This is a genomic window from Gluconobacter potus (assembly GCF_015244705.1).
Taxonomy (GTDB): domain Bacteria; phylum Pseudomonadota; class Alphaproteobacteria; order Acetobacterales; family Acetobacteraceae; genus Gluconobacter; species Gluconobacter potus.
The window spans coordinates 259290-286248 of the sequence record NZ_JABCQF010000004.1 but is presented as its reverse complement, the minus strand read 5'-3'; the positions used below and the strand labels follow the sequence as shown (position 1 = coordinate 286248).

The following is a 26959-nucleotide window of genomic DNA, read 5'->3' as shown; positions in this document are numbered from 1 at the left end:
ATTTTCCCATCATAACACTTAAGAAGTGACTCCACGATGATGGCAGGGGGACGCGAGGGAGGTGCGCTCATCAGACAGCGGGCTCGGCAGGTATGGGGGGCTTGAGAAGTCCCCAGTGCGTAAGGGCCGCAATGGCCCGCCCGATGCCTTCTTCGTCTTCGATGAGAGGTGCGAGCAAGCGGGCTTTTTCCGAAACAGAACGTGCACAGGCCTTGTTGATTGCATGGGCAAGCTTTTCGGCCGTGAGCCTTCTTCTATTAAGGATCATGGGTGTGATGCCGATCGTATTGAGGCGCCAGCTCCAGTAAAACTGGTCCGCCAGGAACGGAATAATGACCTGCGGCAGGCCAACGCGTGAGGCTGCTGCAACCGTGCCGGCACCACCATGATGCACCGCCATCGCGACACGTGGAAACAGCCAGTCATGCGGGGCATTCTCGATGAAGAAGAGGGAATCGTCCTTCTGCCCGCGCAAGGCACGCAGTGCGCCCCAGCCAGTCGCAATAATGGCTCGTCTGCCTGTCTGGCGCACCGCATCAAGGATCATGCGTGTGAATGCTTCGGGGTTGCCGCACATCATGCTGCCAAAGCCGATATACAGAGGTTTCGAGCCCGCTTCGAGAAACTGCGTGAGAGCCGGGGGAGGAGTCCATTCTTCCGTCTGGTCGTAGAACCAGCTGCCTGTCACGGCAATTCGATCAGAAGGCCAGTCGTCTGGCTGTGGCTGCAGATGGCGACTGAAGGCATAAAGCAGATACTGATTGCGAGTATGTTTGCTTCTCCTTGACCATGGACCACGCCATCCTATCGGAGCCAGGTCAAGATCGCGCCGCATGATGGAAACAGGTGCCGACATGAGTTGCCAGATCAGAAATCGTGCCAGATGAGTCAGAAGAAGGTTGGCGATTCCGGGCAGAGGCAGATTGGGGTTGGGCCAGAGCGGCGGAATATGTCTGGAGGGTGTCATTGGCATGAACTGCGCCTGCACAAAGGGAATATTGCGCTTCTCGGCAATCGAGGCACCAAGCGCCGTAGCCGATCCCGAGCCAATGACGAGTTCTGCTCCTTCGGTTGCGGCCAGGGCCTGTTTAACCCAAAGAGGCATCCAGTCGCACAAGGCGCGTGCCATTTGTCTGCCAATACGGAGTTGGTTGCCGTTGTCCATGGCAGCATGTTCTTTTGCCATAAGATCGGCAAAGTCTGATTCAATGGGGATGAGATTCAGGCCACCGCCAACAATGAGTGGGCGATGTCGTGCGGACGTCACAATGTGGATGTCATGCCCCAGGGCGGAAAGGCGTCTGCCAAGTGCCACAAAAGGCCGGGCATCTCCTTGCGTTCCAATGGTAAATATTACGATTTTCATCAGGAATATCGATTTCGGTTCAGGCAGCGGTGAGCGAGGGAGGGATCGCTTGCCCAAGAGCCGGATGAGAGCAGATCAGACGCGCCACGGCTTCCACATGCCCTGGTGTCAGCATGTCACCATGACGGCATGGTAAATCATGAGCGAAAATCTGTCCTGTTGTAAACTCTGACCAGGCCTGTGGGCAATCGGTGACGAGCGTGTCGGTCTTTTGGCTGGCACGTAGGAAAAGGATATCGACATCCGTTTTTGCGGGACGATGAGCGACCAGCATTTCCAGATTGCTACGCGTCACAAGGCGTATTTTTTCAGCAAGTTCTGCCAGGTCGCCTGTCTCGCTGCTTGGCAGAATCGGAAGGAGAGCAGTGTCGATACCTGCGAGAAGAAGATCTGCCAGATCATCCAGGGTCTGTGGCTCGGACGCGCCTGGCTCTGTGTTGATGTGCAGGAATGCAAGCGCTGCCTTGAGCGCCTCCGGGCTGTCCGGAGTCAAAACTCCATCTCCAGAAAGACTTGGATAGGCGTCGAGTAGCGTGAGAAGAGCAATTTCCTCTCCAGCCTCACGCAGGAGATGGGCAATGCCTTGAGCGATGACGCCTCCCATTGACCAACCGATGAGATAATAGGGGCCTTGTGGCTGTAGCGTACGGATATTCTCGACATAGCAGTGGATTAACGCCTCGAGTGTTAGAGGAGGCGCATCCTCAAGGAGAAGTCCAGCATTCTGCAGACCATAGACAGGATGTCCCTCAGGCAGGAGAGGTGCGAGCGTATTGAAGCTCCAACTCATACCGATGACCGGATGAATACAGAAGAACGGCGGTTTGTCACCGACGGTACGGATTGGTAATGTTACGGAGAGCGGATCGAATGCGGCAGACTTCCCCTCGAAGAGAGGGGCCAGAAGGGCAATCGTAGGTGCAGCGAAAACCTGCCCAATGGGCAACTCGTAGCCTTGGGCAGAGAGTGCAGCCGCCATTTCCACCACCATGATGCTGTCGCCGCCCAGATCGAAGAAACTGGTATTGATATCGACTTTGTCTACATTCAGCAGGGAGCACCAGAGGTCTGATAACATCTGCTCGGCTGGCGTCGAGGCATAGGTCAGAGCCCTTACAGACGGTAGTTCCTTGAGGATCTTCAAAGCAGAACGATCGAGCTTGCCACTTGTCAGACGGGGAAGGGCCTCAACACTGATGAACTGGGCCGGAACCATTTGTGGCGGCAGAAGGGCGAACAATGCCCGCCTTATCTGTGCCGGATCAAGTATTGTCTCTGGAACAGCAGGAACCAGATAGGCGGCAAGGAGAGTCTGCGTTCCTGTTGTCTCGACCACAACAGCGGCTTGAAGAATCTCCGGTAAACCTAACAGGGTGCTCTCGATTTCGTTAGGCTCGATCCGCATGCCGCGTATCTTGACCTGCTGATCGGCACGTCCGAAAATCGTGAGAACACCGTGCTCGTCGAGCACAGCCAGATCACCTGTACGATAGGCGCGGGCTGTTCCTGGTTGGTCCGGATCCGGAATAAAGCGGCTGATCGTCAGATCAGGACGGTTCAGATATCCCGTTGCGACTCCATCTCCCGCTATCAGCAACTCGCCAATTATACCATCGGGCACTATATTTCCCCACCGATCGATAACAGAAAGACGTGTATTGGCTAAAGGCAGGCCTGCTGGAGGGGAATCACTTTCATGCAGGGTCAACTGATAGGCTGTGGACCAGATGGTCGTCTCGGTTGGACCGTAAAGATTATAGGCGCCTCGGCCAAGCCGGACCATCTGCCGGGCCATATGAGGGGGCAGGGCTTCGCCACCACTCAGAAAAAGAAGTCCCTTGAGGGCATTCTCTGCAACAGTGCCGAGAATGGTCTGCCACAATGTCGGTGTTGCCTGCATGACGGTCACGCCATGATCGATGATCAGCGCGGCCAGTCGTTTCGGATCACGGACATCCTGCTGTGTTGCGATTACGCAGCTTGCCCCGCTCACAAGTGGAAGGAGAGTTTCAAGGACGGCGATATCAAACGTCCAGGTCGTCACAGCAAGCAGGACATCAGCAGCACCGAATGCGAGACGTTCCTTGATGGAGTGCAGGAAATTGCTCAGGGCAGAGCGCGGGACGACTACGCCTTTAGGGCGTCCCGTCGTGCCAGAAGTATAGGTGACATAGGCGGTGTCGCCAGGAACGCTTTCAGTCGGGGGAGGGAGGGCAGACTCTCTGTTAAGAGGGTGCGCGCGAAGTGTGTCACTATCAATATACCAGGCTGTGCGCTGGCAGGCCCAGTCGGCATAAGTCTGGTCTGGCAGGATGACAAGGCTGGGTCTGGCATCCTCAAAAATCAGTCTGGCGCGCGGCAGGGGGGCATCGACATCAATAGGAAGCCAGGCGGCACCTGTCCTGATGATGGCTGCCATGCACAGGACCATACGTCGGTCGCGGGGCAGCGCCAGAGCTACCAGATGTCCCGGACCAATCCCCGCGTCTCGGAGAACGGATGCCAACCGATCAAGGTTTTCCAGAAAGTCTTCTCTGGAAAGAACCGTTGAGGCATCGCTGATGAGCATCGAAGTGCCAGAGCGGATTCCCTCTGTCACAAGCAGGGGCAGGGGTGTCTCGGGCCAGAGCCGTACCGTTCGGCTGTTGCGTTCAGCCTGCTGCGCTCTTTCTGTATCCGTAAGGATGAGGCATTTTTCGAGGGGAATCTCTGGCGTGGCCAGCAACGTATCGCAAAAACGTAGAATGCGGTTCAGATGGGCATCGAGTTCGTCTTCCGTGTAAAGGGCCGGATTGGCATCACACTGGATGCACAGACCGCCCCCATCTTTGCGGTCGAAGACGAAGATGGTGAGATCTTCCATTGCGCCATTGCTCAGGTTGACATTGCGCACGGCCAGATCACCGAAAGGTAGATCGTAGTCGAATGGCTCGATATTGATTCCGATGCGGCTGATCTGGTGCGTCGCGCCAGACAAACCCAAATCACGTCTGAGGTCCTCGTAGCGATATTGCTGATGACGCAGGGCACCGCGCATGGCGCGCCGTGCCAGAGTGATCATCCCGGTAAAGTTCGTACCAGGCTCGATCCGGAAGCGAAGCGCCACAGCATTAGCGACCATACCTGGTGTCTGTCTGAGCGCACGCGTCGCGCGTGCGCTCACCGGCATGCCTACGACGAGGTCATCCTGCCCTGTCACACGATAGAGGTAACTGACGAGAAGTGCCGTCAGGATCTGAGGTAGGGTCGATCCGTTGGCGCGCCCCAGCATGGCGAGGGCTTCCGCCCTGGCACCAACCATCATTTTCGAGCGGGTGATAGCACCACCATGGTCTCCACTTGGGGGACGATGAGGTCTGAGCGAGAGAGAAACAGGTTCCGGCGCATCACGCAACTGCTCAAGCCAGTAAGCCTTGTCCAATAGATATCGCTCGGAAGCGCGATAGGCTTTCTCTTGCTCGTGCAGTGTCGCAAGAGGCAGAAACGCTGAGCAGGGCGCCTCTACGTCCTTGAGACGTGCCGTATAGAGTGTCGCTACACGCGCTGCGATCAGACCGCCCGCGAAACCGTCAAGCACAGCATGATGACAGCAATGAAACCAGATCCAATGTGTCTCACCTACTCTCAGAAGGGCATTCTGCCAGAGTTCGTCTTTTGCCAGATCGAGCGGTGCCCGAAGACGAGTTTGCATCCAGAGGAGTGCCGCATTGTCTGGATTTTTTGCTTCCCGACAATCAATGACCGGACAGGATGCTCCAGCGTCAGGAAGGATCTCATAAACCAGTCCTTCGTGCGTCTGTATGATTCTGGTTCTGAGCGTTTCGGCTTCTGCCTGGGTTTGCTGCAGGGCAGAAATGAAGGTCTGGAAGTGCAATGAACCATGCAGGTGAATAGCTTCAGCAATATTCAGGTTAGACCCGGACGGCGCTATGAACTGCGTCATCCAAAGGCCTCTCTGTGCCTGAGTTAACGGGAGTCTCTCGTGACAAATCGCGCGTTGCATAGCCGAGTGGACAATCCATTGTGAAAAGGATGATAAAATTCACGACATATCGTCATAAATACGGTACGAAATGATTGTTTCATATTCAATCCATGGGACGCAATCTGTTGCATCTTTTTAGCCGTCCCGGAATTGATGGATATTATTTCTCCAAGTCGTGAACTCATAAAAATTGTTGGTGTTTAGCGGCACGCGTGGTTCAAGGTTTCGGGCTGAGGGAGCCTTGATGACGCGCTGCCGCTATGAACCTACCGACCGCGAATGGTCTATCCTATCGCCGTTGCTGCCCGACAAGCCGCGTGGTGTTTCCCGCGTCGATGATCGCTGTGTGCTGGATGGGCATCCTTTGGCGCTTTCGGGCAGGTTCGCCCTAGGCAGAAATCTCCGAACGCTATGGGCCGCCGCCCACCTGCTGCAACCCTTTCGTCCGCTGGCGAAAAGCTGGGGTTTGGGATCGGCTTCTTGAGGTCGTTTCAGCGGCTTACGATGGTGACATCGTCATAATCGATTCGACCTGTGTTCGCGTTCACCAGCATGCAGTCACGGGAAAAAAGGGGATGGAAATGATGGCGGCATGGGACGTTTCCGCGGCCGCCTTACCAGCAAGATCCACGCCCTAGCTGTTTAGTCTTGGGATTTGGTGGTGCGGGCTTTGTTTGAACCGTGATGGTTTTTTTCCCTGCTGGCAAATGAATGCGTATGGCGTGAGACCGCGCAGGGTCTTGAGCCTGCGGGCGAAATTGTAGGCTGCGACGAAGTCCGCGAGGCGGCGGCGGAGCTGGTCGTGCGTTTCATAGTAAAAACGCTTGACGGTTGCCTCTTTGATCGTGCGGTTCATTCTTTCCACCTGGCCGTTCGTCCAGGGGTGTTTCACCTTGGTCAAACGGTGCTCGATACCGTTTTCATCACAAACCCGGCCGAAGATGTGATGGAAGGCATAAATATCGCAGGCCCGATTGGTGAACTGGATGCCGTTATCGGTCAGAACCGTGTGGATTTTATAGGGAACGGCCTCGATCAAGCGCCGAAGGAATCCCGCTGCGACCATTTTACCCGCCTGCTGATGAAGCTCGACAAAGGCGAACTTGCTGGTCCGGTCTATGGCGACGAACAGGCGCAACTTGCCCTCAGCTGCCTGAACCTCGGCGATATCGATGTGAAAGTAACCGATCGGATAGGTCTTGAACTTGGCATGCTTCGGTTTGTCGCCTTCGGTATCAGGCAGGCGGGAGATGCCGTGACGCTGAAGGAAGCGATGCAATGAAGAAGCGCGTCAGGTGTGGGATCGTCGCCTGTAGCGTATAAAGGCAATCGTCCAGAGGCAGCAAAATATGACGGCGGAATGCCAAGACGATCGCTTCTTCCTCGGTCGACAGGGCGGTCGAAGAAGGAGCCTTCGGGCCGGTGCGACAACCCGATGTATCGCTCCGCCTTTTCCATTTGGCGACCGTCTTCGGGTTGACCCCGTAGCGCTCCCGTGAAGAATCTGGCCCATAGCGCTTCCTTCCACGCGTGTGAAAATAATGCACCATCAAACCCCGGGACTAAACAGGTAGGCTGCGAGGAAACAGGAGCATGGCCGGCGTTTCAGTCAAATCCCAGTACCACAAGCCGTTTTCTCTCGGTGTTCGATTGGAATACGCGATCTGTCACGTTTGCCGAGGAGATGCGCGTCCAGCGCGCCTTGGTCTGCGTCACTGACCATCTGTCTCGTCGCAACCGCCATGTTTTGGCTGTGAGTCTTAAACCGCGAATGACAGATATTTTAGCTATTCAAATTGAAAGCGGACTTCTGTGAGTGACGACGAGAGAGTGGAAACTTGCGAATTTTATCCTCCGTACACGCCTTCAATATGATCTGCGATTTCATCGGCCACGCTGTTCCCATTCACCATTATGCTATTCGGTGCGATATGCTCCCGTTAGCAGGATGAAGGCGTTAGACGATATTGATTTAAATATAAACTCAGAAATAGAGTCTCCCACGAAGAGAGGTGGAGGAATTAGAGGTGAGTAACTATATTTTATTTGAGATTTATAATAAAAACCACTTCGAAAAAATACGTAATTGCGTTGAAATATTTAACAGGCACATAACCACTGAGGTACCGGTACATATAGAGGCATTGAAATCCGAATTAGGAGACGATTTTGTAAAAAACTTCCCGACGTATACAAAGAAAGAGGATGAAGATTGGCGAAATCGTTGGTTTAATACCCCAGTAAATATTCGGAAGCATGATCCTGGTTTGAAAAGGCGGATGAGTTTTGAATCTCTGGTGTCTGGTTTGCTAGAAAACGATTTTCAGTATTTGCGTGTTGCAAGAGATGATGAAGGGATAGGGCGTTTAGAGTTCGATTCTGCGTCTTGGCCTTATGGGGGCTTAACACAGTTAAAAAACCTTGTTCGAGTTTTTAGCCACCGCATTATTGGCATAGACGACGGCACGGGATATACTTCTTTGAATCTAGAGCACGACAAAGAAATCTGATCTAGGGCCTGTTAGGCCTTGATAGAGTCTGCGGTTGCAGCGATGAGGATGACGGAGAAGAAGGATGCGGCGGCGGGTCGCGACAGTCCGCCATTCCTTAAGCCTTGCCCGCAGATTTTCGACCAGATGCCGGTGTCTGTATGCCCATTTTGGACAGGCGACTTCTGGATCGTTTTTCCTTGGTGGGATGACGGGACGAGATCCGCGGTTCCAAAGATCTTCACGGAATTTATGTGAGGCATACCCACGGTCGCAGACGACATACGGTAGTTCGTGCGCCTGTCCGGGTGACAGCGTGAAGGACAGTGCCTGGCCATAACTGTCCGTAGCTACGCAGACCTTGGTGCCAAACCCTCCCCGTGAGCGGCCAAGAGCCTCACGATCTTTTCGGCGTTCTCTGAGCCCCCTTTTTTAGCCGCTCCGGCCGCCTTGTGATGGGCACGGATTGTCGTGCCATCAAGAAAAACCATGCCCAGGGCCTGATCCCCATCTTTGACATTGTCAAAGAGGCGTTGCCACACACCGAGCTTCGACCAGCGAATAAACAACTGTGCCGCAATCCACCAAGGACCAAACTCGGGTGGCATGGCACGCCATTTCGCGCCGTTCTGGTGACGCTAGAAAATCGCGGATATCGTCCGTCGAAGGTTCGTCGGTGGAGTTTTTCCCTTGGGACGGACTTCCTCGATCAGCGGTTCCCATACAGACCGGGCCTGATCAGAAAAAACAGACTGCATCATGCTCATCATAAGCAGCTATGCAGTCCGTTCTGTTATTCAAGGCCTAACAGACCCTAGCTGGCGCTTCGTATGTGTCTGACAGCGAAGCGCTTTAGAGACTAGTCAATCAGCATGAGAATTTCTGGGCCACAGCAGAAAGTTGTCCCTACGCCTCATGGAGCGGTAATCTATTAAGGTGGGATAAAATCAGGCCAAACCAATAAATCGCTGAATATACTGGGAATTTTTGAATTATCTGGCGGAGAGGGTGGGATTCGAACCCACGATACGCTCTCACGTATGGCGGTTTTCAAGACCGCTGCCTTAAACCACTCGGCCACCTCTCCATCCGGCAGGCTTCATTTCTGAAGGATTCTGCCTGGATCGGATGCTTCATGCGACGGGAAACTTCTGCCGTCAAGGTCTGGTGTTACATAGGGGTGGGGGGCTTACTTTTTGAAACGCAGAAGGGGGCGGTCAGCAACATTGAAACGTGCCATCTAGAAACGTATGGAGGCGTTTTGTGCGTCTCCGGCTGCCATAACCTCCAAGGATATGACGTCCATGACGATCTTTCGTCCCGCTGCTTTTCTTCCTGTCATTGCCGCCCTCGGTCTAGTGGTGGCTCCTCTAGCGGCTTCTGCCGAGGGGCATCATGGCTCTGACGGCCATCGTCCCCCCCCGGGCGGTGCGCCCTATGGCGGCCCGGGCTCCATGATGCCGCCCATCCCCCCTGGCATCACGCTGACCACGGCGCAGAAGGCAAAGCTCAAGACCATTTTTGAGAAGGCCCATCAGGACGAGCGTGCGCTGCGCCTTGAGGGACGTGCCATCGAGGGCAAGATCCACGACGCTCTCAGTGTGGCTGGTGACCTGGATCGCGCCACGCTGGCGGATCTGAGCAAGCAGGAAGACGAGGTCAAGGCCAAGGTTTCCGCCCTTCACCTCGACACCATGGAGCAGCTTCATGATCTGCTGACCCCGGCCCAGCGTCAGCAGGCCAGGGAGACCATGGACAAGATCAAGGCGCTCCATGAGCAGATGAAAGCCCTGATGGGGCCGCCGCCGGAGGGTGATCCGGACGATATGCCCTGAAAACTGCTGCTTCCCCGTCTATCGCTTGACGCTTCGGTGGCAAGAGGATAGACGGGTTCTGTTTCCGGACACGCCACCTCGCGAAGACTCGCGCAGTGGCGTGTTTCTGTTTGCTTTAAGGTGACCCGTTGTTCGAACAACTCTCAGGCAAGATGTCCGGTGTCCTCGATGGGCTTTCCAGGAACGGGAAGCTCTCGGAGGCTGATGTCACCGAGGCCATGCGTGAAGTGCGTCTCGCCATGCTGGAGGCGGACGTTGCGCTGCCTGTGGTGCGGGACTTCGTCAACAAGGTCCGTGAGCGCTCTGTCGGGCAGGAAGTGCTGGAAAGCGTTTCCCCCGGTCAGGCCGTGGCCAAGATCGTCAATGACGCGCTGATCGACGCGCTTGGCGGGGCAGGGGCGGTTCCGCTGAACCTGTCCGCCAATCCGCCGGTACCGGTGCTGATGGTGGGTCTGCAGGGCTCGGGTAAAACCACGACCTCCGGCAAGATCGCCCTGCGCCTGTCCAGCCGCGAGCACAAGAAGGTCCTTCTGGCCAGCCTCGACGTCCAGCGTCCGGCGGCGCAGCTCCAGCTCCAGCAGCTGGCCGAGCGCGTCAACGCCAAGACGGGGCGTGTTCAGGCTCTGCCGATCATTGCCGGGCAGTCTCCCGTTCAGATCGCAAAGCGTGCGCTCGAAACGGGTCGTCTTGAAGGTTATGACGTCGTCATCCTCGATACGGCAGGCCGCTTGTCGATCGATGAGGCGCTGATGGATGAAGTGCGGGAAATCCGCACGCTCACCAAGCCGGCCGAGACGCTGCTGGTCGTTGACGCGATGACCGGTCAGGACGCCGTCAATACCGCCAAGGCCTTCAATGAGGCTGTCGGCATTACCGGTGTTGTCATGAGCCGTATGGATGGCGATGCTCGCGGTGGCGCCGCCCTGTCCATGAAGGCCATCACGGGCGCGCCGATCAAGCTGACCGGTTCGGGTGAGAATCTCGAAGCCCTTGAAGAATTCCATCCCGAACGTGTTGCCGGCCGTATTCTCGGTCTGGGTGACGTTGCCGGGCTGGTGGAACGTGCCGCCGAAACCCTCGATCACGAGGAAGGCGAGCGCGTCGCAAAGAAGATGCTCGCGGGCAAATTCGACCTGGACGACTACGTCTCCCAGATCGACCAGATCAACCGCATGGGCTCGATTTCCGGCATTCTCGGCATGATGCCGGGGATGGGAAAGATCAAGGATATGCTGGGTGACAAGGAGCTCGATACATCGATCTTCAAGCGTCACAAGGCCATCATTTCCTCGATGACGAAGCAGGAGCGCAAGACGCCCGAGATCATCAAGGCGTCCCGCAAGAAGCGCATCGCGGCAGGCTCGGGAACCACGGTTCCGGAGATCAACCGTCTGCTCAAACAGTTCAACGACATGTCCACCATGATGAAACGCATCAGCAAGATGGGCCTTGGTGGCCTGATGCGCGGCATGGGTGGTGCAGGAGGTCTGGCGGATCTGATGAAGGGCATGGGTGGCCCCGGGGGTAAACCCGGCGGACGCCCGCCTTTCGCCTGATCCGTCCCGTTTTTACAAGTCTGTTTCTCAGGAGTATTTCATGAGCCTCAAGATCCGCCTTGCACGTGCAGGTGCTAAGAAGCGTCCCTACTACCACATCGTTGTTGCTGACAGCCGCAGCCCGCGCGATGGCCGTTTCATCGAGAAGGTTGGTTCCTACAACCCGATGCTGCCGGCCGACCATGCCGACCGTATCCGTCTCGTTGACGAGCGCATCAAGCACTGGCTGTCCAACGGCGCCCTCGCCACGGACCGTGTTGCCCGTTTCCTCGGCAACGCTGGCCTGGCTCCGAAGCCGACCTACAACGAGCAGCCGAAGAAGTCCGCTCCAAAGGCGAAGGCTCAGGAGCGCGCCAAGGCCGCTGCTGCCGCAGCTGCCGCAGCCTGATTGAGCTGCTTTTCAGGAAGCCCGAGACGTGCCCCGCTTCAACCCTGACAGTGATGTCCTGATTGCTACCGTCGGTCGCCCGCACGGTGTTCGCGGTCTTGTGCATCTTCATGCTGCCACCGACGATCCGGCTTCGGTCGAAGATCTGGGTACGCTGCATGACGAGCAGGGTAGGGCATGGACGGCACGCTGGATTTCAGCTGGCGTGGCGGCGCTTACGGATGCCGATGGTCAGGACCTTCCTGACCGTACGGCTGCCGAGCGGCTGGTCAACGTCAAGCTGTATGTCCCGCGTGCGCTCCTGCCCGAGACCGGAGATGACGAGTTCTATCATGCTGACCTGATCGGCATGACGGCGGTCTCCGAAGACGGAGATGTCCTGGGAACGGTTTCGGTCGTTCACGATTACGGCGCAGGCGTCAGCCTGGAAGTGGATCGTGGTCTGATCGTGCCGTTCACGCTGGCCTGCGTTCCCCGTGTGGACCTTGCGAAACGGGAAGTGGTTCTTGTTCCGCCCGTTGAAGTCGAGGTCGAGGGGGATCTGGCTGGCGAGGTCCAGGTGCGGGCATGAGCTGGCGCGCGGACATTCTGACCCTTTTCCCGGACATGTTCCCGGGGCCGCTGGGATTTTCCCTCGCGGGCCGGGCGCTGGAACGGGGGATCTGGTCCTGTGAGGCGCATGACCTGCGCCAGCACGGGTTGGGACGTCACCGGGCCGTGGATGACACGCCGTTCGGTGGCGGAGCCGGCATGGTGATGCGGGCAGACGTTCTGGATACGGCCCTCTCGGCGCTTCCGGCGCTGGATGGCCGTCCGGTCGTCTATCCGACGCCACGGGGACGGCGCATGTCGCATGAAGATGCGGAGCGCCTGTCGTCCGGTCCGGGAGTCGTCGTTCTCTGCGGCCGCTTCGAAGGGGTGGACGAACGCGTTCTGGAAAAGCACGATATCGAGCAGCTCTGCATGGGCGATGTCGTGCTGTCGGGTGGGGAAATTCCCGCCCTGACGCTTCTGGATGCGTGTGTTCGTCTTCTTCCTGGCGTCATGGGATCGGACGTCAGCGGTCAGGACGAAAGCTTCGCCGACGGGCTTCTTGAATATCCACAGTACACCAAGCCGGCAGTGTGGGACGGGCGGGACGTGCCCGACATTCTTCTCTCCGGCAACCATGGTGCCATCGCCCGCTGGCGCCATGAACAGTCAATCGCCGTCACGAAGGCGCGCCGCCCGGACCTCTGGGATGCGTATCTGGCACGACAGCAGGTCCATTGAAGTTTTGTTTTCAGGAGTTTGGTCATGAACATTATCCAGCAGTATGAGGCGCGCGAGATCGAGCGTCTTTCCGGCGTCCGCGCTGTTCCCGAGTTCATTGCAGGTGACACGGTCCGCGTTGGCGTCCGCGTTGTCGAAGGCACGCGTGAGCGTGTGCAGAGCTTCGAAGGCGTTGTCATCGCCCGTTCTAACAAGGGTCTGAACAGCAACTTCACGGTTCGCAAGATCTCCAACGGTGAAGGCGTGGAGCGCGTGTTCCCGCTGTACGCACCGTCGATCGCCAGCATCGAAGTCGTGCGTCGCGGTAAGGTCCGTCGCGCGAAGCTGTATTACCTGCGTGGCCGTTCGGGCAAGTCCGCCCGTATCGCAGAGCGTCCGCGCGATCTGCCGAAGGCTGACAGCAAGGCCGCTTCCTAAACCGTCCGGAGTAGAGACAGGATGCCCGTTACCAATTCGCCCAGAACCCTTTTTGACAAGATCTGGGACGATCATGTCGTCGAACGTCTCGAGGACGGGACGTGCATCCTCTACATCGACCGGCACCTCGTCCACGAGGTGACAAGTCCGCAGGCTTTCGAAGGCCTGCGGATGTCCGGGCGCCGCGTGCGTCGTCCGGATGCCACGGTGGCCGTGGCGGACCACAATGTCCCCACGTCCGACCGTTCCAAGCCGATCGAGGAGCCGCAGAGCCGCCTCCAGATCGAAACGCTTGAGAAGAATGTCGCCGAATTCGGCGTCCCCTATTTCCCGCTGCGCTCCGCCTCTCAGGGCATCGTGCATGTTGTCGGGCCGGAGCAGGGCATTTCCCTGCCAGGCATGACGATCGTCTGCGGCGACAGCCACACCTCCACGCATGGCGCGCTCGGCTCGCTGGCGTTTGGCATTGGTACGTCCGAAGTCGAACACGTGCTGGCGACCCAGACGATCCTGCAGAAGCCGGCGAAGAACATGCGCGTCTCCGTCGAGGGGAAGGTCGGTCCCGGCGTGACGGCGAAAGACATCATGCTGGCGATCATCGGCCGGATCGGTACCGCTGGCGGCACCGGTCATGTCATTGAATTTGCAGGATCTGCGATCCGTGATCTGGACATGGCCGGCCGTATGACGCTGTGCAACATGTCCATCGAAGCTGGTGCGCGTGCCGGTCTGGTCGCGCCGGACGAAACGACCTTCGCCTATGTGAAGGGCCGTCCGTTTGCACCGAAGGGCGAAGCCTTCGAGCAGGCTTGCGACTACTGGCGCAGCCTTGCCTCTGACGATGGCGCCTATTTCGATACGGAAGTCACGCTCGCCGCTGAAGAGATCATCCCGTCCGTGACGTGGGGTACCAGCCCGCAGGACGTGCTGCCGATCGATGGTTCGGTGCCGTCTCCGTCTGATGAGCCCGATCCGGCCCGTGCAGCCCAGATCCAGCGTGCCCTGGATTATATGGGTCTTGAAGCCGGGCAGAAGATCGCCGGGACGCCGGTGGATGTCGTGTTCATCGGTTCCTGCACGAACAGCCGACTGGAAGACCTGCGCGCTGCTGCGGACGTGGTTCGCGGACATCATGTCGCGGAAGGTGTTCGCGCCATGATCGTGCCGGGCTCCGGTCTGGTGAAGCACGCGGCTGAAGCTGAAGGACTGGACAAAATCTTTCTGGATGCCGGGTTCGAATGGCGTGAGGCGGGATGCTCGATGTGTCTGGGAATGAACCCGGACCGTCTGACGCCGGGCCAGCGCTGCGCCTCGACTTCCAACCGTAATTTTGAAGGACGTCAGGGCCCGGATGGCCGGACACATCTGTGTTCGCCCGCCATGGCTGCCGCGGCCGCTGTCACGGGGCGTCTGTGCGATGTGCGTGAACTGGTGAAGGAGACCGTCTGATGGACAAGTTCACGGAACTGACCGCCATTGCGGCGCCGATGCCGACCGAGAACATCGACACCGACCAGATCATTCCGGCGCGCTTTCTCAAGACCATCCAGCGGACAGGTCTGGGCAAGAACGCTTTCGCGGCCCAGCGCTATGACGCGGACGGCAATGAAAAGCCGGATTTCGTGCTCAATCAGGAGCCTTACCGGCACGCTGAAATCCTGATCACGTATGATAATCTGGGATGCGGCTCCTCGCGTGAGCATGCGCCCTGGGCGCTGCTGGATTTTGGAATCCGCTGCGTTATTGCGCCCAGCTTTGCCGATATCTTTTTCAATAACTGCTTCAAGAACGGCATTCTCCCGATCCGGCTGCCGCGCGAGATCTGTGACGAACTGATGGATGATGCCCGTCAGGGGGCGAATTCGCGCCTGACGGTGGATCTGGAGCGTCAGGTGATCGTACGCCCGAACGGGGAGAGCATTCCGTTCGATGTCGATCCTTTCCGCCGTCACATGCTCCTCGAAGGTCTGGACGATATCGGGCAGACCATGGCGCATGATGCCGAGATCACCAGTTTCGAGCATCGTCCGAGCCGTGCCTGGGTACCGTCAATTACCATAGGGACTGTGAAATGAGCGACGCATACAAGCTTCTGGTTCTGGCCGGAGACGGGATCGGTCCGGAAGTCATGCGCGAAGTCGCGCGGATCGTGCACTGGATGAGCGCACATTGCGGCCTGAAACTGGACATCACGGAAGAACTCGTCGGCGCCGCATCCCTTGCCGTACATGGTGTGCCGATCCGTGATGAGGTCATTGAACTGGCCCGTCAGTCTGACGCGGTGCTGTTCGGTTCGGTGGGCGATCCGGCCTGGAGCCATGTAGGCTTCGACAAGCGCCCCGAAGTGGCGATCCTCAAGCTCCGCAAGGAACTTGAACTGTTCGCCAATCTGCGTCCCGCCAAGCTGTTCGACGCCCTGATCGATGCGTCTGCGCTGAAGCCGGAAGTGGTGCGTGGACTGGATCTGATGATCGTCCGTGAGACGGTTGGTGGCATCTATTTCGGTGAGCCGCGTGGGATCGAGACGCTGCCCGATGGTTCGCGTCGTGGCATCAACACGGAAGTCTACACGACATCCGAAATCGAGCGCGTGGCACGCGTTGCTTTCGATCTTGCCCGCAAGCGCGACAACCGCGTGTGTTCGGTCGAGAAGTGCAACGTCATGGAAAGCGGCCTGCTATGGAAGGAAGTCGTGACCGACGTCCACAAGCGTGAATATCCGGATGTCCAGCTGTCCCACATGCTGGCTGATAACTGCGCGATGCAGCTGGTCCGCGACCCGAACCAGTTCGATGTTATCGTCACGGGCAACCTGTTCGGCGACATCCTGTCCGATCTGGCCTCCATGCTGACGGGCTCGCTCGGTATGCTGCCGTCGGCCACGCTTGGCCCGGTTCGCGCGGATGGCAAGCGCAATGCCCTGTACGAACCGATCCATGGCAGCGCACCGGACATTGCGGGCAAGGGGATCGCCAATCCGCTGGCCCAGATCCTTTCGTTCGCCATGCTGCTGCGTTACTCGCTCAATCGTGCTGAGGATGCCGACCTGATCGAGACGGCGGTTTCCAATGTTCTGGCTTCGGGTCTGCGTACCGGTGACATCATGTCACCGGGAATGGCTCGAGTCGGCACCGAAATGATGGGGCAGGCGGTGCTTCGCGAGATGGAAAAGCTGGCCTGAGTTTTCCACGACTGGCTTTCCGGTGCTCTCGGCATCAAGGCGTCTTCCTCGGGGAAGGCGCCTTTTTTATTGATTGGAGCCGGGGCGGCTGTGGTCAAAACTGCCCGAACATGTCTAGGATCGCGCCATCGAAATGATCCGGAAACCTGTCATGTCCTTTATTGCCGACCGTCTGAACCGTATCCTTCCCAGCCAGACGATTGCCGTGACCCAGAAAGCGCGCGCCCTGAAGGCAGAAGGCCGTGACATTATCAGCCTTTCCGCGGGCGAGCCGGATTTCGATACGCCTGATTTCATCAAGCGGGCAGCGATCCGGGCCATTGAGGCCGGCAAGACCAAATATACGGACGTTGCAGGCACACTCGAACTGCGCAAGGCCGTGGCGGCGCGTCTGAACGCTGATTTCGATCTTGATTACAAAGCCGAGGAAATCTGCGTCTCTACGGGTGGCAAGCAGGTCATTTACAATGTCATGGTTTCGACCCTGAATGCAGGGGATGAGGTCATCATTCCGGCCCCTGCCTGGGTTTCCTATCCCGACATCGTGACGCTGGCCGATGGCACGCCCGTCATTGTCCAGACCGACCCGGAAAACGGTTTCCGTCTGACGGCCGAGCAGCTTCGCGCCGCGATTACGCCCCGGACAAAGTGGGTCTGTCTCAATTCGCCCTGCAATCCAACAGGCGCGGCTTACGATACCGAGGCTCTCAAGGCGCTGACGGATGTGCTGCTGGACTATCCGGATATCTGGATCCTCACAGACGATATGTACGCCAAGCTCCTGTATGACGGGGCTGTTGCCAAGACCGTGGTTCAGGTCGAGCCGCGCCTGCGTTCGCGTACCGTGACGATGAACGGTGTGTCCAAGGCTTACGCCATGACGGGCTGGCGGATCGGTTTTGCTGCCGCTCCGGTGGATTTCACACGACAGCTCATCAAGCTCCAGGGACAGAGCACGAGCAATCCGTGCTCCATTGCCCAGGCTGCCGCACAGGAAGCTGTTTCCGGACCGCAGGACTTCATTTCCGAAATGGTCGCGGTGTGTCAGGAGCGGCGCAATCTTGTGATCGGGATGCTGAATGAGGCGCCGGGCCTGTCCTGCGCTCTTCCTGAAGGCGCTTTCTATGCGTTTCCGTCCATCGCCGGCACACTGGGCAAGACGAGCAAAGGTGGCCGTCTCATCGATGGTGACGAAGCCTTCGTGACGGCCCTGCTAGAGGAAACCGGTGTTGCGGCCGTGCATGGCACGGCGTTTCTGACGCCCGGCTATTTCCGGATCTCTTATGCGACCAGCACGGAGCTTCTGAAGGAAGCCTGCACCCGGATCCAGAATTTCTGCCGAGGGCTTTCATGAGTTTCACCATCGCATCCCGTCTGGCTGATCTTCCTCGTCCGGCCACCATCGCAATGGCAGCGCGCGCGCGTGAACTGAAGGCGCAGGGAGCGGATGTCATTTCGCTCGCACTCGGGCAGCCGGATTTTCCGTCGCCGCCCGAAGCGATCGAAGCCGCTTATGCCGCAGCGAAGGCGGGGGATACAGGTTATCCGCCGATCCCGGGCCAGAAGCCGCTGATTGACGCCATTATCCGGAAGTTCCGTCGTGACAACGCTCTGGACGTCACGTCTGACCGGATCATGGTTGCGAATGGGGGCAAGCAGGTCATTTTCAACGCGCTGATGGCATCGCTGGAAGTCGGGGACGAGGTCATTGTGCCGGCGCCGTACTGGGTCAGCTATCCGCTGATCACCCGGATGCTGGGCGGAGTTCCAGTCGAGATCCGCTGTCGGGAAGAAAACGGCTTCCGTCCTGACCCTGAAGCGATCCGTGAGGCCATTACGCCGCGGACGAAATGGCTGGTCCTGAATTTCCCGAACAATCCAACGGGTGCGATCCTTGAGCGTCAGGATCTGGAAGCCATCGCGGATGTGCTGCGTGAAGCGCCGCATGTTCTCGTGATGAGCGACGAGATCTATGAGCATCTGACGTTCGACGGGAAGAAGCATCTGTCGCTGCTGAGTGTCGCACCGGATCTGGCAGATCGTATCCTGATTGTGAATGGCATGGCCAAGGCCTATGCCATGACGGGCTGGCGCGTCGGGTTCGCCTGTGGTCCGGTCCCGCTGATTCAGGCCATGGTCGCGGTGCAGGGCAATTCCACGTCCGGCGTGTGCACGCTCGCACAGGCCGGATCAGTCGCAGCACTGGATGGAGATGCTGACGGGATCGCCCGGATGCTGGAAACCTATGAGCGCCGACGCGGTCTGGTCGTGGGGGCCTTGCAGCAGGTGCCCGGCCTGACCTGCGTGATGCCGGATGGTGCGTTCTATGCTTATCCGGGGATTGCGGCCCTGATTGGCGGTACATCGGGGCAGGGACGGTTGCTCGATACGGATGTGGCTTTTGCGGAGGCGCTTCTGGACGAGGCGCATGTCGCGACCGTGCCGGGCTCGGCGTTCGGATACAGCCCCTATCTGCGCCTCTCCTTTGCCGCTTCGGATGAGCAGCTGGTTGAAGCCTGCCGTCGTATCACGCAGTTTGTGGGCGATATCCGGACCGTCTGACAGGCATGGACGCGGGGGTCGGGGAATGGCAGAATTATGCCATGACGAAGACAATCCCTCCCTTTTCCGAACTGTCTTTCCCCCGGCCTGACGAACAGTCTCTGAAGGCCCGTTATGATGCCATCGCGTCCCTGCTTGATGCCGGCGACCGTGTGGAAGCCCTGCACGCGTTTGATGCTGTGCGGCGCGAGTATGAGTCGTGGGCGTCGCATGTCCATCTGCAGTTTTCGCGCAATACTCAGGATGAAGCTGCGAAGGCTGATCGTGACTATGCCGACCGACTGTCCCCGGTCGCGACCGATCATGAGGTGACGGTCAAGAAACGCCTCCTGGCCGATCCTGACCGCGAGGGGCTTGAAGCCATCGTGACGCCGCATGTGGTGCGGCTCTGGGAATCTGACACGACGACCTTCGATCCGCGCATCAGCACGGATCTTGAGGAAGAGGCACGGCTTGCGGGGGAATATACGGCCCTTCTGGCAGCCGCGAAAATCCCTTTCGACGGCAAGACGCTCAACCTGTCGGGACTGGTGCCGTATCTTCAGGGCATGGACCGGGATGTCCGTCATGCTGCCGAGGCGGCGCGCTGGGCCTTCTTTGAGGAAAACGGGGCCGAACTCGATGCCCTTTACGGCAAGCTCGTCGCCCTGCGGGACCGGATGGCAAAGACGCTCGGTTTCGAGAACTATATCGAACTGGGATATCGCCGGATGCGGCGGACGGATTATGGGCCCGAGCAGGTCGCGGCGTTCCGTGAGAAAGTCCTGGCCTATGTCACGCCGCTGATCAGTTCGCTGATCGAACGCCGGCGCCTGAAAATGGGCTGGGACAAGGTGATGGCGTGGGATGAGGCGCTCATCGACCTTCAGGGGAATCCCGGACCGGCGGGTGATCATGATCTTCTGGTCGCGCGTGCGGAAGGCATGTTCCGCGATCTCGATCCGTCAGGCGAGATGGCCGATTTCTACGCCCAGATGCGGGATCTGGGCTATCTTGATCTGAAGAACCGTGAGGGCAAGGCCGGGGGCGGGTTCTGCACCTCTTTTCCGACAGTTGGAACGCCTTACATCTTCGCTAATTTCAACGGCACCCATAACGATATCGGCGTTTTCACGCATGAAATGGGTCACGCCTTCCAGAACTGGAAAAGCCGTGACCTGCCGTGGATCGATCAGCTCTGGCCGACCATGGAAGCGGCTGAAATCCATTCCATGGGACTGGAGTTCCTGACCTGGCCGCAGATTGGCGCTCTGGTCGAAGATGGCGCGGCGGACCGGTATCGCCGGATGCATCTGATCGACGCGCTGTCGTTCTTCCCGTACGGCGTCTGCGTGGATCATTTCCAGCATGAAGTTTACGCCCGTCCGGAGATGACACCGGAAGAGCGTCATCAGACCTGGCAACGGCTTGAAAAGCTTTACATGCCGTGGCGGGACTGGGGCGATCTGGCCTATCCGGCGAAGGGCGGACGCTGGCAGGCGCAGCTCCATATCTACCGGCTGCCGTTTTATTACATCGACTACGCGCTGGCCCAGTGCTGCGCATTGCAGCTCTGGCTGGGTTCGCGTCTGGACCGTGAAGGGACGCTCGAAACCTATCGCAGACTTTGCGCTGAAGGAGGCTCAAAGCCCTTCGCGCAGCTTGTGTCCGAGGCCGGGCTGACCTCTCCGTTCGAGGCGGATGTCCTGGCAGAAGTCGTGCATGAGGCCGAGCAGGTGCTTGCTCTCTGAGTATGGACTGAGGCTCCGGAAAAAGCCGGAGCCTCAGGGACTTAGCCGCGTTTGTTCCAGCTGGAAATGAGGTCCAGGACAGCCTGTGGCGACATGCTGCGGGCATTGCCCAGAGCCGTGGACCCGTCGCCGTTCAGGGCATGGCCGTCCGGTGTCACGATGATGACGGTCGGGACAGCCTTGATGGTCACGCCATAGCGCGCGGCCAGATCAAGATTGGTATTGATGCGCCCTACATTGACCGGGACGACGACGAACTGGCTGTCCAGCCAGCGTGCCGCGTCGGGCAGGGCAAAAATGCCGCTGAGCATCTTGCAGTCCGGGCACCAGTTGCCCCCGAAGTCCAGCAGAACCTTGCGATGGGTCTTCTGCGCCAGGGCAAAGGCCTGGGTCACCTGATCGTGGGCTACGGTCGTATCCGGATATGGCGTGGCGACGGGTGGCGCCGACGTTTCAGTCAGTTGCGGGGCAGGTGTCGGGGTCACTTCCGTGGACGCGGCATGAGCGGGAAGGGTTGCGGTAAGCGCCAGACCGAGGCCGGCAGCGGCAAGAAGGGAACGGCGCATGAAAAAGGCTTTCATTGATGTTGTCCTCTGCATGCCATAACGCAGAACGACAGGAACAGATGATTAAAGCCCAGTTTTGACGAAAGGTCATGCGTTTGAAAAAAACACCATCACGCCCGGACGTGACGTCTCCGCGCGAGATCAGCGTTGCGGAAACCCTGATCCGGACCGTAATTCTCGTGGGTTTGACGCTCGCATTCGCATCGGTGTTCCGCTTCTGGCAGCCGGCGATCAAGTTTGCGCAGCATGTGGCGGGAACATCCGCCTGGCAGGAGCTCTACAGCCTGTTTCATATTGAATCCGGTCTTGGGCGCGAACAGCTGATCCTGACGGGGATCATGATTGCTTGCTTCCTTCTGGCGCTTGGCGTGCAGGCAATCGGTCTGCTGATTTTTCAGCGAATCAGAAAAAGCCGCGTCTAACGGAGCTCAATTTCGGAACGGACGCCGCAGGGCAGATGCCGCGGCCAGGCACCAGGCAATCATGAGCATCGTCCCGCCATAAGGGGCAATCCGTCCGACTGACATAGGCCCCAGTCTGAGATTGAACAGGGCGAGCAGTGTGACCGGCATGCAGAACAGCACCATGCCCACCGCCATGCACAGACAGGACAGGCGGATCAGTTTCGGCGAGAGACGGGATGCGTTCAGGGACAGCACGCAGAGTCCCAGTGCATGCCACATCTGGATCTCGATTGCGGAATGCAGCATGGCCCGTCCCCCCGGCATGGCAAAAAGCCGGTCCGGAAGATGGGCGGACAAGGCGCCGAGCATGACGCCGGAAGCCGCCGAAAGGGCGGCGAAAATGAAACTTCCCCGGATCAGATCTGGCATGTCGGTGCGGACAGGATTTGCGGACATGCCGTGAATGTATCATGTGTTGTCTGAACAGCGAATGAGAGACTGTCATGAGTGGAGTGTCAGTCTGTCGCGGCCTGTCCTTTTGAGGTCAGGTGCGTTTGAAAAAGGAAGCTTCGATGACTGTTTCGTATCTCCGTCTGTGCCTGTCCGCCGGCCTTCTTGCCGGTCTGGCCGCCTGTAATGCTCCTGATGCGCCGCCGGCTCCCGCTCTTCCGAGCGTGGCATCCACATATAAGCTGACCACGGCGGACGCGGCCTTCATCCAGCAGATCGACGAGATGGACCAGACGCAGATCGCTATTGCGACACTTGCGGCTACGCACAGCAACAGCGACGTGATCAAGGCATTCGCGTCGACCGTTCAGGCGGATCACACGACCAATCAGAAGGCCGTCGCCAAGATCGCTTCGGATGGCAACCTGACCGTAGCCGCCAAGATCGATGCCGCCGATCAGGAGCACGTCGATTCGTTCTCGCATCTCTATGGGGCGGCATTTGATCGCATGTTCCTGCGTGATGTCGTGAGCACCCGCACGGCGGACCTGGGCAAGGCAATTACGACTGCCAAGGCTTCGGGTGGTACGCCCGATGTGAAAACCCTCGCGTCAGACACGGACAAGCTGCTGACGGATCACACATCCCGTGCGCATGACCTGATGGGTGATCGCACGATCAGCCATCACGCGAAGCACAAAAGAAGCCACTAAGCAGCAGGATCAGGGCATGAGCATCCGCATCGACAGGATCGTGACCCGTGGTGGCGACGGGGGACAGACGTCACTTGGCGACGGAACACGCGTTTCCAAGTCGTCTGACCGTATCGAAGCGATGGGGACTGTTGATGAACTCAATGCCCAGCTGGGTGTCCTGTGCTGTTACATGGCACAGGACACCCGGACTGCCGCTCTTGAAGACGAGGTCCGGCAGATCCAGTCCTGCCTGTTTGATCTCGGTGCGGATCTCTGTCTGCCCGACCCGGACCGCACTCCCAGCCTGACTGCGGAAGCCAGTCTCTGGCTTGAAGTCCGGCTGGAGGAGATGCGCAAATCCCAGCAGGATCTCAGAAGTTTTGTCCTGCCCGGCGGAACCCTTGTCGCGGCGCACGCGCATCTGGCAAGGACCATTGCGCGGCGGGCCGAGCGGCGGGTGGCTTTGCTGGAACAGGCACCTGCGGAAACACTTCGTTTCCTGAACAGACTGTCCGATTACTTCTTTGTGCTTGCCCGTCATGCCAATAATCATGGTGAAACGGATATTCTCTGGTCTCCGGGACGCTGGCACCAGAAGAAAATATAAGCCATCGCTTATTGTTCTGATGACAGAATGCCGGTGAAGTGCTAGGACACTTGCGTCAGAACGCTGGAGTTTCTCCAGACGAGTCGACTTTTCATATCCTTGTCAGGGCGTGTCGTTGCTGGGTGGGCCAAGGTCCGGTCAGCTTTTCTGTCTTTCGGCAGGCCTGTCCGGCAGGGACGAAATCTACAAATATCATATTGGTTGAAGAATACAGAATGCAGGACGAGCATCAGGTTAACGAAGAAGACAAGCTGCGACAGGCTCTGGCCCGTCTGGGGGCAGGAGCCTCCTCCCGTTCTTCCAAGCCCCGCCCTCTCACACCCACTCCTGAACGTCGCCGGCGTTTCGTCCGTGATGGACAGGTTGTGGTCGAACATCAGGGGAGCCGCGGAATTGCCACGCGCAATCCCAGTCAGGAAGATCAGGAAGAAATCGAGCGTCTGCGCCAGTCGGTCAAGCGCGAGCAGCGCCGCTGGGAAGAAGCTGAGCGGAGCCTGATTGATATCCGCGCCCAGCTCAAGGCATTCGAAACGCGCGAAGCCCATGCGAAGATCCAGATCACCGAACTGAACCGCGAACTGCGTGAAAACCAGGATGCGATCCAGACGCTGAAGGCATCCCTGCATCAGGCCCGTGAGCAGGCTGCCGAGGCGGCACGTCGTGCGCCCCGTCCTGTCGGTCGCCCCCGTAAGGAAGCCACTCCGGCAGCCGTGGAAATGGCAGAGACGGAAGTGGCCGAGCAGGAGCCGGTGCAGTGGTGGGTGAAGGCCTGATCCCGGGTTTGACCCTCCTGAACTCAGTCTGACTGTCTGACCTGCCGTCCGAACCAGAGCAGGACGCCACAGAAGACTGCCCAGCCCAGCCCTGCATTCAGCAGGGTTGGGACGGGAAGCGCCAGTGTATCGGCGCTTCCCGTTGCTCCCGCCATGGCGGCGAGCGCCACGCCGATCAGGCTCTCTCCAACAATGAAGCCTGACGCGATCATCGTTCCCTGTTCCTTGGGAAAGCGACGCAGCAGCCATCCCAGCCCCGCACCAATGCCAATCGTGACCGAGACATCTGCCGGAAGATAGATGCCCATCCCGACCGCCAGCGGCGGAAGTGCCAGATTGCGGCGGTGCAGCACGACATCCAGGATGACCAGAAGCACGCCGAGAGCCGCTCCGATTTCCAGCATGAGCCAGTCGAGCTGGTGGGTCAGGATCCCGGTGGCGATGGCGGCCATCAGCGCAGGCTGTGGCGCGGCAAGTGCACGTGACGGGTCCATGCCCTCACGTGGCATTGCTCCGGCAAAGCCGTAGGCCTGATACAGGACCTGAAGCACCCAGGGGATAACGATCGCACCAACCACGCAGCCGATCAGCAGGGCAACTTCCTGCCTCCAGGGGGCTGCTCCGACGAGCTGGCCGGTCTTGAGGTCCTGCAGGTTGTCATTGGAAACAGCTGCCGAGGCCGTGATGGCGGAGAGCACGAAAAGTCCGAAGGCAATCGCTATGGGGCGCTGTTCGACGCTGAGCAGTCCAGTGCTTTCCAGCCCCCACAGGGCGACCGAAATGGCAATGATGGCAATGATCCCCACGCCGGAAATTGGCGAGGACGAAGATCCGATGATCCCGGCCATGTAGCCGCAGGCGCTGGCGACCAGGAAGCCCAGCCCAAAGCAGGCGACCAGGCCCAGCAGAATCAGGGTGGCCAGTGCACCGCCATGCGGCATGACGGGCCACAGGAAATAGGCGAACAGTCCTGCCAGCAGCATCGCGAGGCCTGTACACAGGGCAATCAGCGTCCGGGGCGTCAGATCGCGGTCGCTGTCATCTCCCGTTGCCAGATGAGTGATGGAGAGTGCTTCCTTCAGCCCCTGGGCCACGGGGCGCGCGAGTGCCAGCAGGGTCCAGACCGCGGCAACCGCAATGGTGCCAGCGCCGATGAAGCGCACTTTGTGCAGCCAGAGCCCCGTTGCGTCTGCCAGGGGTGTGGCTGAAGGGGTGAGATGGCCCAGAACCGGCACCATGATGCCCCATGCCAGAAAGACACCGAGCAGCATGGCAATCCCGCCACCAATCCCGACCAGATAGCCCGTTCCCAGCAGGGCCAGCGAAAAGCTGCCATTCAGCCGGAAAGCGGACGATCCCACGACGGTTGCGGCGGAAAACCCATCTGACAGAAGACGCAGCCCCGAGGTTGCGAAGGCAACGGCACCTGAAACGATGGTGCCGAGGGTGAGGGATCTCAGGCTCCGGGCATCACCTTCGGGGGAGGAGGCGCGCAGGATTTCCGCGCAGGCTGTGCCTTCGGGGTAGGGCAGATCGGAGTTGCTTACGAGCGCGCGTCGCAGTGGAATGGTGAAGACGACGCCCGTCATGCCCCCCGCCATCGTCAGCAGAATCGTGATGACATAGGGAAATTCATGCCAGTATCCGACCATGATGAGGGCCGGGAGTGCTGCGAACACACAGGACAGGGTTCCGGCCGCGGAAGCCTGGGTCTGGACCATGTTGTTTTCCAGCATGGTCCCGCCGCCCATAAGGCGCAGGACAGCCATCGAGATGATCGTGGCGGGAATGGACGAGCCGAAAGTCAGGCCGATCTTGAGGCCCAGATAGACGTTCGCTGCCGTAAAGACGACCGTGATGAGGGCTCCGAGAATAATCCCGCGGAGGGTCAGTTCGCGATTGTCCATGTGTTTCTGTTCCGAAATGATAGCCGGCACGGAACATTCCGCCGTGTCCGTATGCCGGGCCATTCGCGACAGTCCGTTATCATGAAATAACGGGCTGCCGCCTGTGTCTGAAGGGCTGACCCGGCGCTCTGGTTACTGTGTGTGGCTGTGGAAGGACACCGGTGCGAGATGCTCGCGGTTATACCCGAGTTCGCCATGCGTCAGCTGGTAGCCGATTTCAAGCGTGTAAGGATTTTCCTGCGTCATGTTGTCCGTGGCAGGAAGATCGATCAGGCGCAGGTTCGTCCGGACGGACTGCGTGCTGACATTGGCCGGGAAGCGGAAGCTGTCGGTGAAGACCTTCTTGTCCACGATCTTGCCGTCACGCATGATGACGATGAAATACGGCACGTCGATCGTGCTGCTGGTCGCAGCCGGACCACGGGTCAGGTTCATCGCAAGGCTCAGGCGTGTACGAACCGTCTGGTGGCCATGCGGACCATCCGGACCACGTTCGCAGTCCCCGGAGAGGGAGGCGATCTGGGCATGGCTGACGAGACTGCCGATATCCGCGCTCTTGCCGTCATAGACGAACTGGTCCGCTGCCGAACCCGGGATATCGAGCGCCGGGCAGGCAGGGGCGAAGAAACTCGGGTTGGATTCGTCGCAGCCGGCCAGACTCGAAAGCGCCACAAGGGCAAAAGCCGGAGCAAACAGAGGCGAGGCGAGGCGCCGGATGGCTGGCATCAGCTGAAGAAACTCCCAACAAAGCGGCCCGGACGTTGCGACGAGAGGCA

23 protein-coding genes, 1 tRNA gene and 3 pseudogenes are annotated in these 26959 nt (G+C 58.8%); 18 read left to right on the top strand and 9 right to left on the bottom strand.

Going from position 1 to position 26959, the window contains the following annotated elements:
* Window positions 1-70: 70 nt before the first annotated feature.
* Both HKD31_RS09155 and HKD31_RS09150 read right to left on the bottom strand, forming a co-directional pair.
* Entirely contained in the window at window positions 71-1423 is a 1353-nt protein-coding gene (locus tag HKD31_RS09155) for a glycosyltransferase (protein ID WP_194264502.1), read from the bottom strand.
* Window positions 1386-5369 carry a non-ribosomal peptide synthetase gene (locus tag HKD31_RS09150; RefSeq protein ID WP_194264503.1) on the bottom strand — a complete coding sequence of 1328 codons (3984 nt, stop codon included), beginning with the start codon at window positions 5367-5369 and terminating at the stop codon, window positions 1386-1388. Before HKD31_RS09150 ends, HKD31_RS09155 begins: the two co-directional genes overlap by 38 nt.
* Before the next feature lie 226 nt (window positions 5370-5595).
* On the opposite strand from HKD31_RS09150, the pseudogene HKD31_RS09145 reads away from it, so the two are divergent.
* Window positions 5596-5988, top strand: a pseudogene (locus tag HKD31_RS09145) (transposase); the annotation flags it as partial.
* On the opposite strand, the pseudogene HKD31_RS09140 reads toward HKD31_RS09145, so the two are convergent.
* Window positions 5986-6901, bottom strand: a pseudogene (locus HKD31_RS09140) (IS481 family transposase). The pseudogenes HKD31_RS09145 and HKD31_RS09140 sit on opposite strands and share 3 nt — an antisense overlap.
* 477 nt (window positions 6902-7378) lie before the next feature.
* Between HKD31_RS09140 and HKD31_RS09135 the strand changes: the two are divergent.
* Window positions 7379-7861, top strand: coding sequence for a hypothetical protein (locus tag HKD31_RS09135; RefSeq protein WP_194264504.1), 483 nt, complete (start codon window positions 7379-7381; stop codon window positions 7859-7861).
* A gap of 11 nt (window positions 7862-7872) precedes the next feature.
* Here HKD31_RS09135 and HKD31_RS09130 read toward each other — a convergent pair.
* Both HKD31_RS09130 and HKD31_RS09125 read right to left on the bottom strand, forming a co-directional pair.
* Window positions 7873-8598 (bottom strand): annotated as a pseudogene (locus HKD31_RS09130) (IS5 family transposase).
* A gap of 239 nt (window positions 8599-8837) precedes the next feature.
* Window positions 8838-8927: transfer RNA gene (locus tag HKD31_RS09125), tRNA-Ser, on the bottom strand.
* A 217-nt stretch (window positions 8928-9144) separates the two neighbouring features.
* Here HKD31_RS09125 and HKD31_RS09120 point away from each other — a divergent pair.
* The 12 genes from HKD31_RS09120 to HKD31_RS09065 all read left to right on the top strand — a co-directional run bounded on the left by HKD31_RS09120 (window position 9145) and on the right by HKD31_RS09065 (window position 20781).
* Entirely contained in the window at window positions 9145-9675 is a 531-nt protein-coding gene (locus tag HKD31_RS09120) for a Spy/CpxP family protein refolding chaperone (RefSeq protein ID WP_228120397.1), read from the top strand.
* 128 nt (window positions 9676-9803) lie between these two features.
* Window positions 9804-11231 carry a signal recognition particle protein gene (gene ffh, locus HKD31_RS09115; protein WP_194264505.1) on the top strand — a complete coding sequence of 476 codons (1428 nt, stop codon included), beginning with the start codon at window positions 9804-9806 and terminating at the stop codon, window positions 11229-11231.
* Window positions 11232-11271: 40 nt separating this feature from the next.
* Entirely contained in the window at window positions 11272-11619 is a 348-nt protein-coding gene (rpsP, locus tag HKD31_RS09110; protein ID WP_153429026.1) for a 30S ribosomal protein S16, read from the top strand.
* 28 nt (window positions 11620-11647) lie between these two features.
* Window positions 11648-12190 carry a ribosome maturation factor RimM gene (gene rimM / locus HKD31_RS09105; RefSeq protein ID WP_194264506.1) on the top strand — a complete coding sequence of 181 codons (543 nt, stop codon included), beginning with the start codon at window positions 11648-11650 and terminating at the stop codon, window positions 12188-12190.
* Window positions 12187-12891 carry a tRNA (guanosine(37)-N1)-methyltransferase TrmD gene (gene trmD, locus HKD31_RS09100; protein ID WP_041110660.1) on the top strand — a complete coding sequence of 235 codons (705 nt, stop codon included), beginning with the start codon at window positions 12187-12189 and terminating at the stop codon, window positions 12889-12891. Before rimM ends, trmD begins: the two co-directional genes overlap by 4 nt.
* A 24-nt stretch (window positions 12892-12915) precedes the next feature.
* Complete coding sequence (gene rplS, locus HKD31_RS09095) at window positions 12916-13308, top strand: 50S ribosomal protein L19 (protein WP_041110658.1); 393 nt, start codon at window positions 12916-12918, stop codon at window positions 13306-13308.
* A 21-nt stretch (window positions 13309-13329) separates the two neighbouring features.
* Window positions 13330-14757: a 3-isopropylmalate dehydratase large subunit gene (gene leuC, locus HKD31_RS09090; protein ID WP_194264507.1), complete on the top strand. Its 1428-nt coding sequence runs from the start codon at window positions 13330-13332 to the stop codon at window positions 14755-14757.
* Window positions 14757-15383 carry a 3-isopropylmalate dehydratase small subunit gene (gene leuD, locus HKD31_RS09085; protein WP_041110654.1) on the top strand — a complete coding sequence of 209 codons (627 nt, stop codon included), beginning with the start codon at window positions 14757-14759 and terminating at the stop codon, window positions 15381-15383. The genes leuC and leuD overlap by 1 nt, the downstream gene beginning before the upstream one ends.
* Window positions 15380-16489 carry a 3-isopropylmalate dehydrogenase gene (leuB, locus tag HKD31_RS09080; RefSeq protein ID WP_194264508.1) on the top strand — a complete coding sequence of 370 codons (1110 nt, stop codon included), beginning with the start codon at window positions 15380-15382 and terminating at the stop codon, window positions 16487-16489. Before leuD ends, leuB begins: the two co-directional genes overlap by 4 nt.
* A gap of 151 nt (window positions 16490-16640) precedes the next feature.
* Window positions 16641-17843 carry a pyridoxal phosphate-dependent aminotransferase gene (locus HKD31_RS09075; protein WP_194266172.1) on the top strand — a complete coding sequence of 401 codons (1203 nt, stop codon included), beginning with the start codon at window positions 16641-16643 and terminating at the stop codon, window positions 17841-17843.
* Window positions 17840-19051 (top strand): pyridoxal phosphate-dependent aminotransferase, encoded by a 1212-nt coding sequence (locus HKD31_RS09070; RefSeq protein WP_194264510.1) that lies wholly within the window; start codon window positions 17840-17842, stop codon window positions 19049-19051. The genes HKD31_RS09075 and HKD31_RS09070 overlap by 4 nt, the downstream gene beginning before the upstream one ends.
* Before the next feature lie 41 nt (window positions 19052-19092).
* On the top strand, window positions 19093-20781 hold the full coding sequence (locus tag HKD31_RS09065; protein WP_194264511.1) for a M3 family oligoendopeptidase: 1689 nt from the start codon (window positions 19093-19095) through the stop codon (window positions 20779-20781).
* A 41-nt stretch (window positions 20782-20822) separates the two neighbouring features.
* Here the strand turns inward: HKD31_RS09065 and HKD31_RS09060 are convergent, their stop codons facing one another.
* Window positions 20823-21347 carry a TlpA family protein disulfide reductase gene (locus HKD31_RS09060; RefSeq protein WP_228120395.1) on the bottom strand — a complete coding sequence of 175 codons (525 nt, stop codon included), beginning with the start codon at window positions 21345-21347 and terminating at the stop codon, window positions 20823-20825.
* 89 nt (window positions 21348-21436) lie between these two features.
* Here HKD31_RS09060 and HKD31_RS09055 point away from each other — a divergent pair, with 89 nt between their 5' ends.
* A complete protein-coding gene (locus tag HKD31_RS09055; RefSeq protein ID WP_062493906.1) occupies window positions 21437-21769 on the top strand; it encodes a hypothetical protein in 333 nt (110 codons plus the stop codon).
* A 6-nt stretch (window positions 21770-21775) separates the two neighbouring features.
* Here the strand turns inward: HKD31_RS09055 and HKD31_RS09050 are convergent, their stop codons facing one another.
* Window positions 21776-22207: a DUF423 domain-containing protein gene (locus tag HKD31_RS09050; protein WP_194264513.1), complete on the bottom strand. Its 432-nt coding sequence runs from the start codon at window positions 22205-22207 to the stop codon at window positions 21776-21778.
* A 116-nt stretch (window positions 22208-22323) separates the two neighbouring features.
* On the opposite strand from HKD31_RS09050, the gene HKD31_RS09045 reads away from it, so the two are divergent.
* The 3 genes from HKD31_RS09045 to HKD31_RS09035 all read left to right on the top strand — a co-directional run bounded on the left by HKD31_RS09045 (window position 22324) and on the right by HKD31_RS09035 (window position 24276).
* Window positions 22324-22914, top strand: coding sequence for a DUF4142 domain-containing protein (locus HKD31_RS09045; protein ID WP_062493901.1), 591 nt, complete (start codon window positions 22324-22326; stop codon window positions 22912-22914).
* Between the two features lie 16 nt (window positions 22915-22930).
* Window positions 22931-23503, top strand: a complete 573-nt coding sequence (locus HKD31_RS09040) for a cob(I)yrinic acid a,c-diamide adenosyltransferase (RefSeq protein WP_062493898.1) — start codon at window positions 22931-22933, stop codon at window positions 23501-23503.
* A 215-nt stretch (window positions 23504-23718) separates the two neighbouring features.
* The gene (locus HKD31_RS09035) at window positions 23719-24276 is read left to right on the top strand and encodes a hypothetical protein (RefSeq protein ID WP_194264514.1); all 558 of its coding nucleotides are present in this window, start codon (window positions 23719-23721) and stop codon (window positions 24274-24276) included.
* A 23-nt stretch (window positions 24277-24299) separates the two neighbouring features.
* Here HKD31_RS09035 and HKD31_RS09030 read toward each other — a convergent pair whose 3' ends face one another.
* Together HKD31_RS09030 and HKD31_RS09025 are read right to left on the bottom strand one after the other, a co-directional pair.
* Window positions 24300-26183 (bottom strand): OPT family oligopeptide transporter, encoded by a 1884-nt coding sequence (locus HKD31_RS09030; protein ID WP_228120393.1) that lies wholly within the window; start codon window positions 26181-26183, stop codon window positions 24300-24302.
* A gap of 132 nt (window positions 26184-26315) precedes the next feature.
* Window positions 26316-26909, bottom strand: a complete 594-nt coding sequence (locus HKD31_RS09025) for a hypothetical protein (RefSeq protein ID WP_194264516.1) — start codon at window positions 26907-26909, stop codon at window positions 26316-26318.
* Between the last annotated feature and the right edge of the window lie 50 nt (window positions 26910-26959).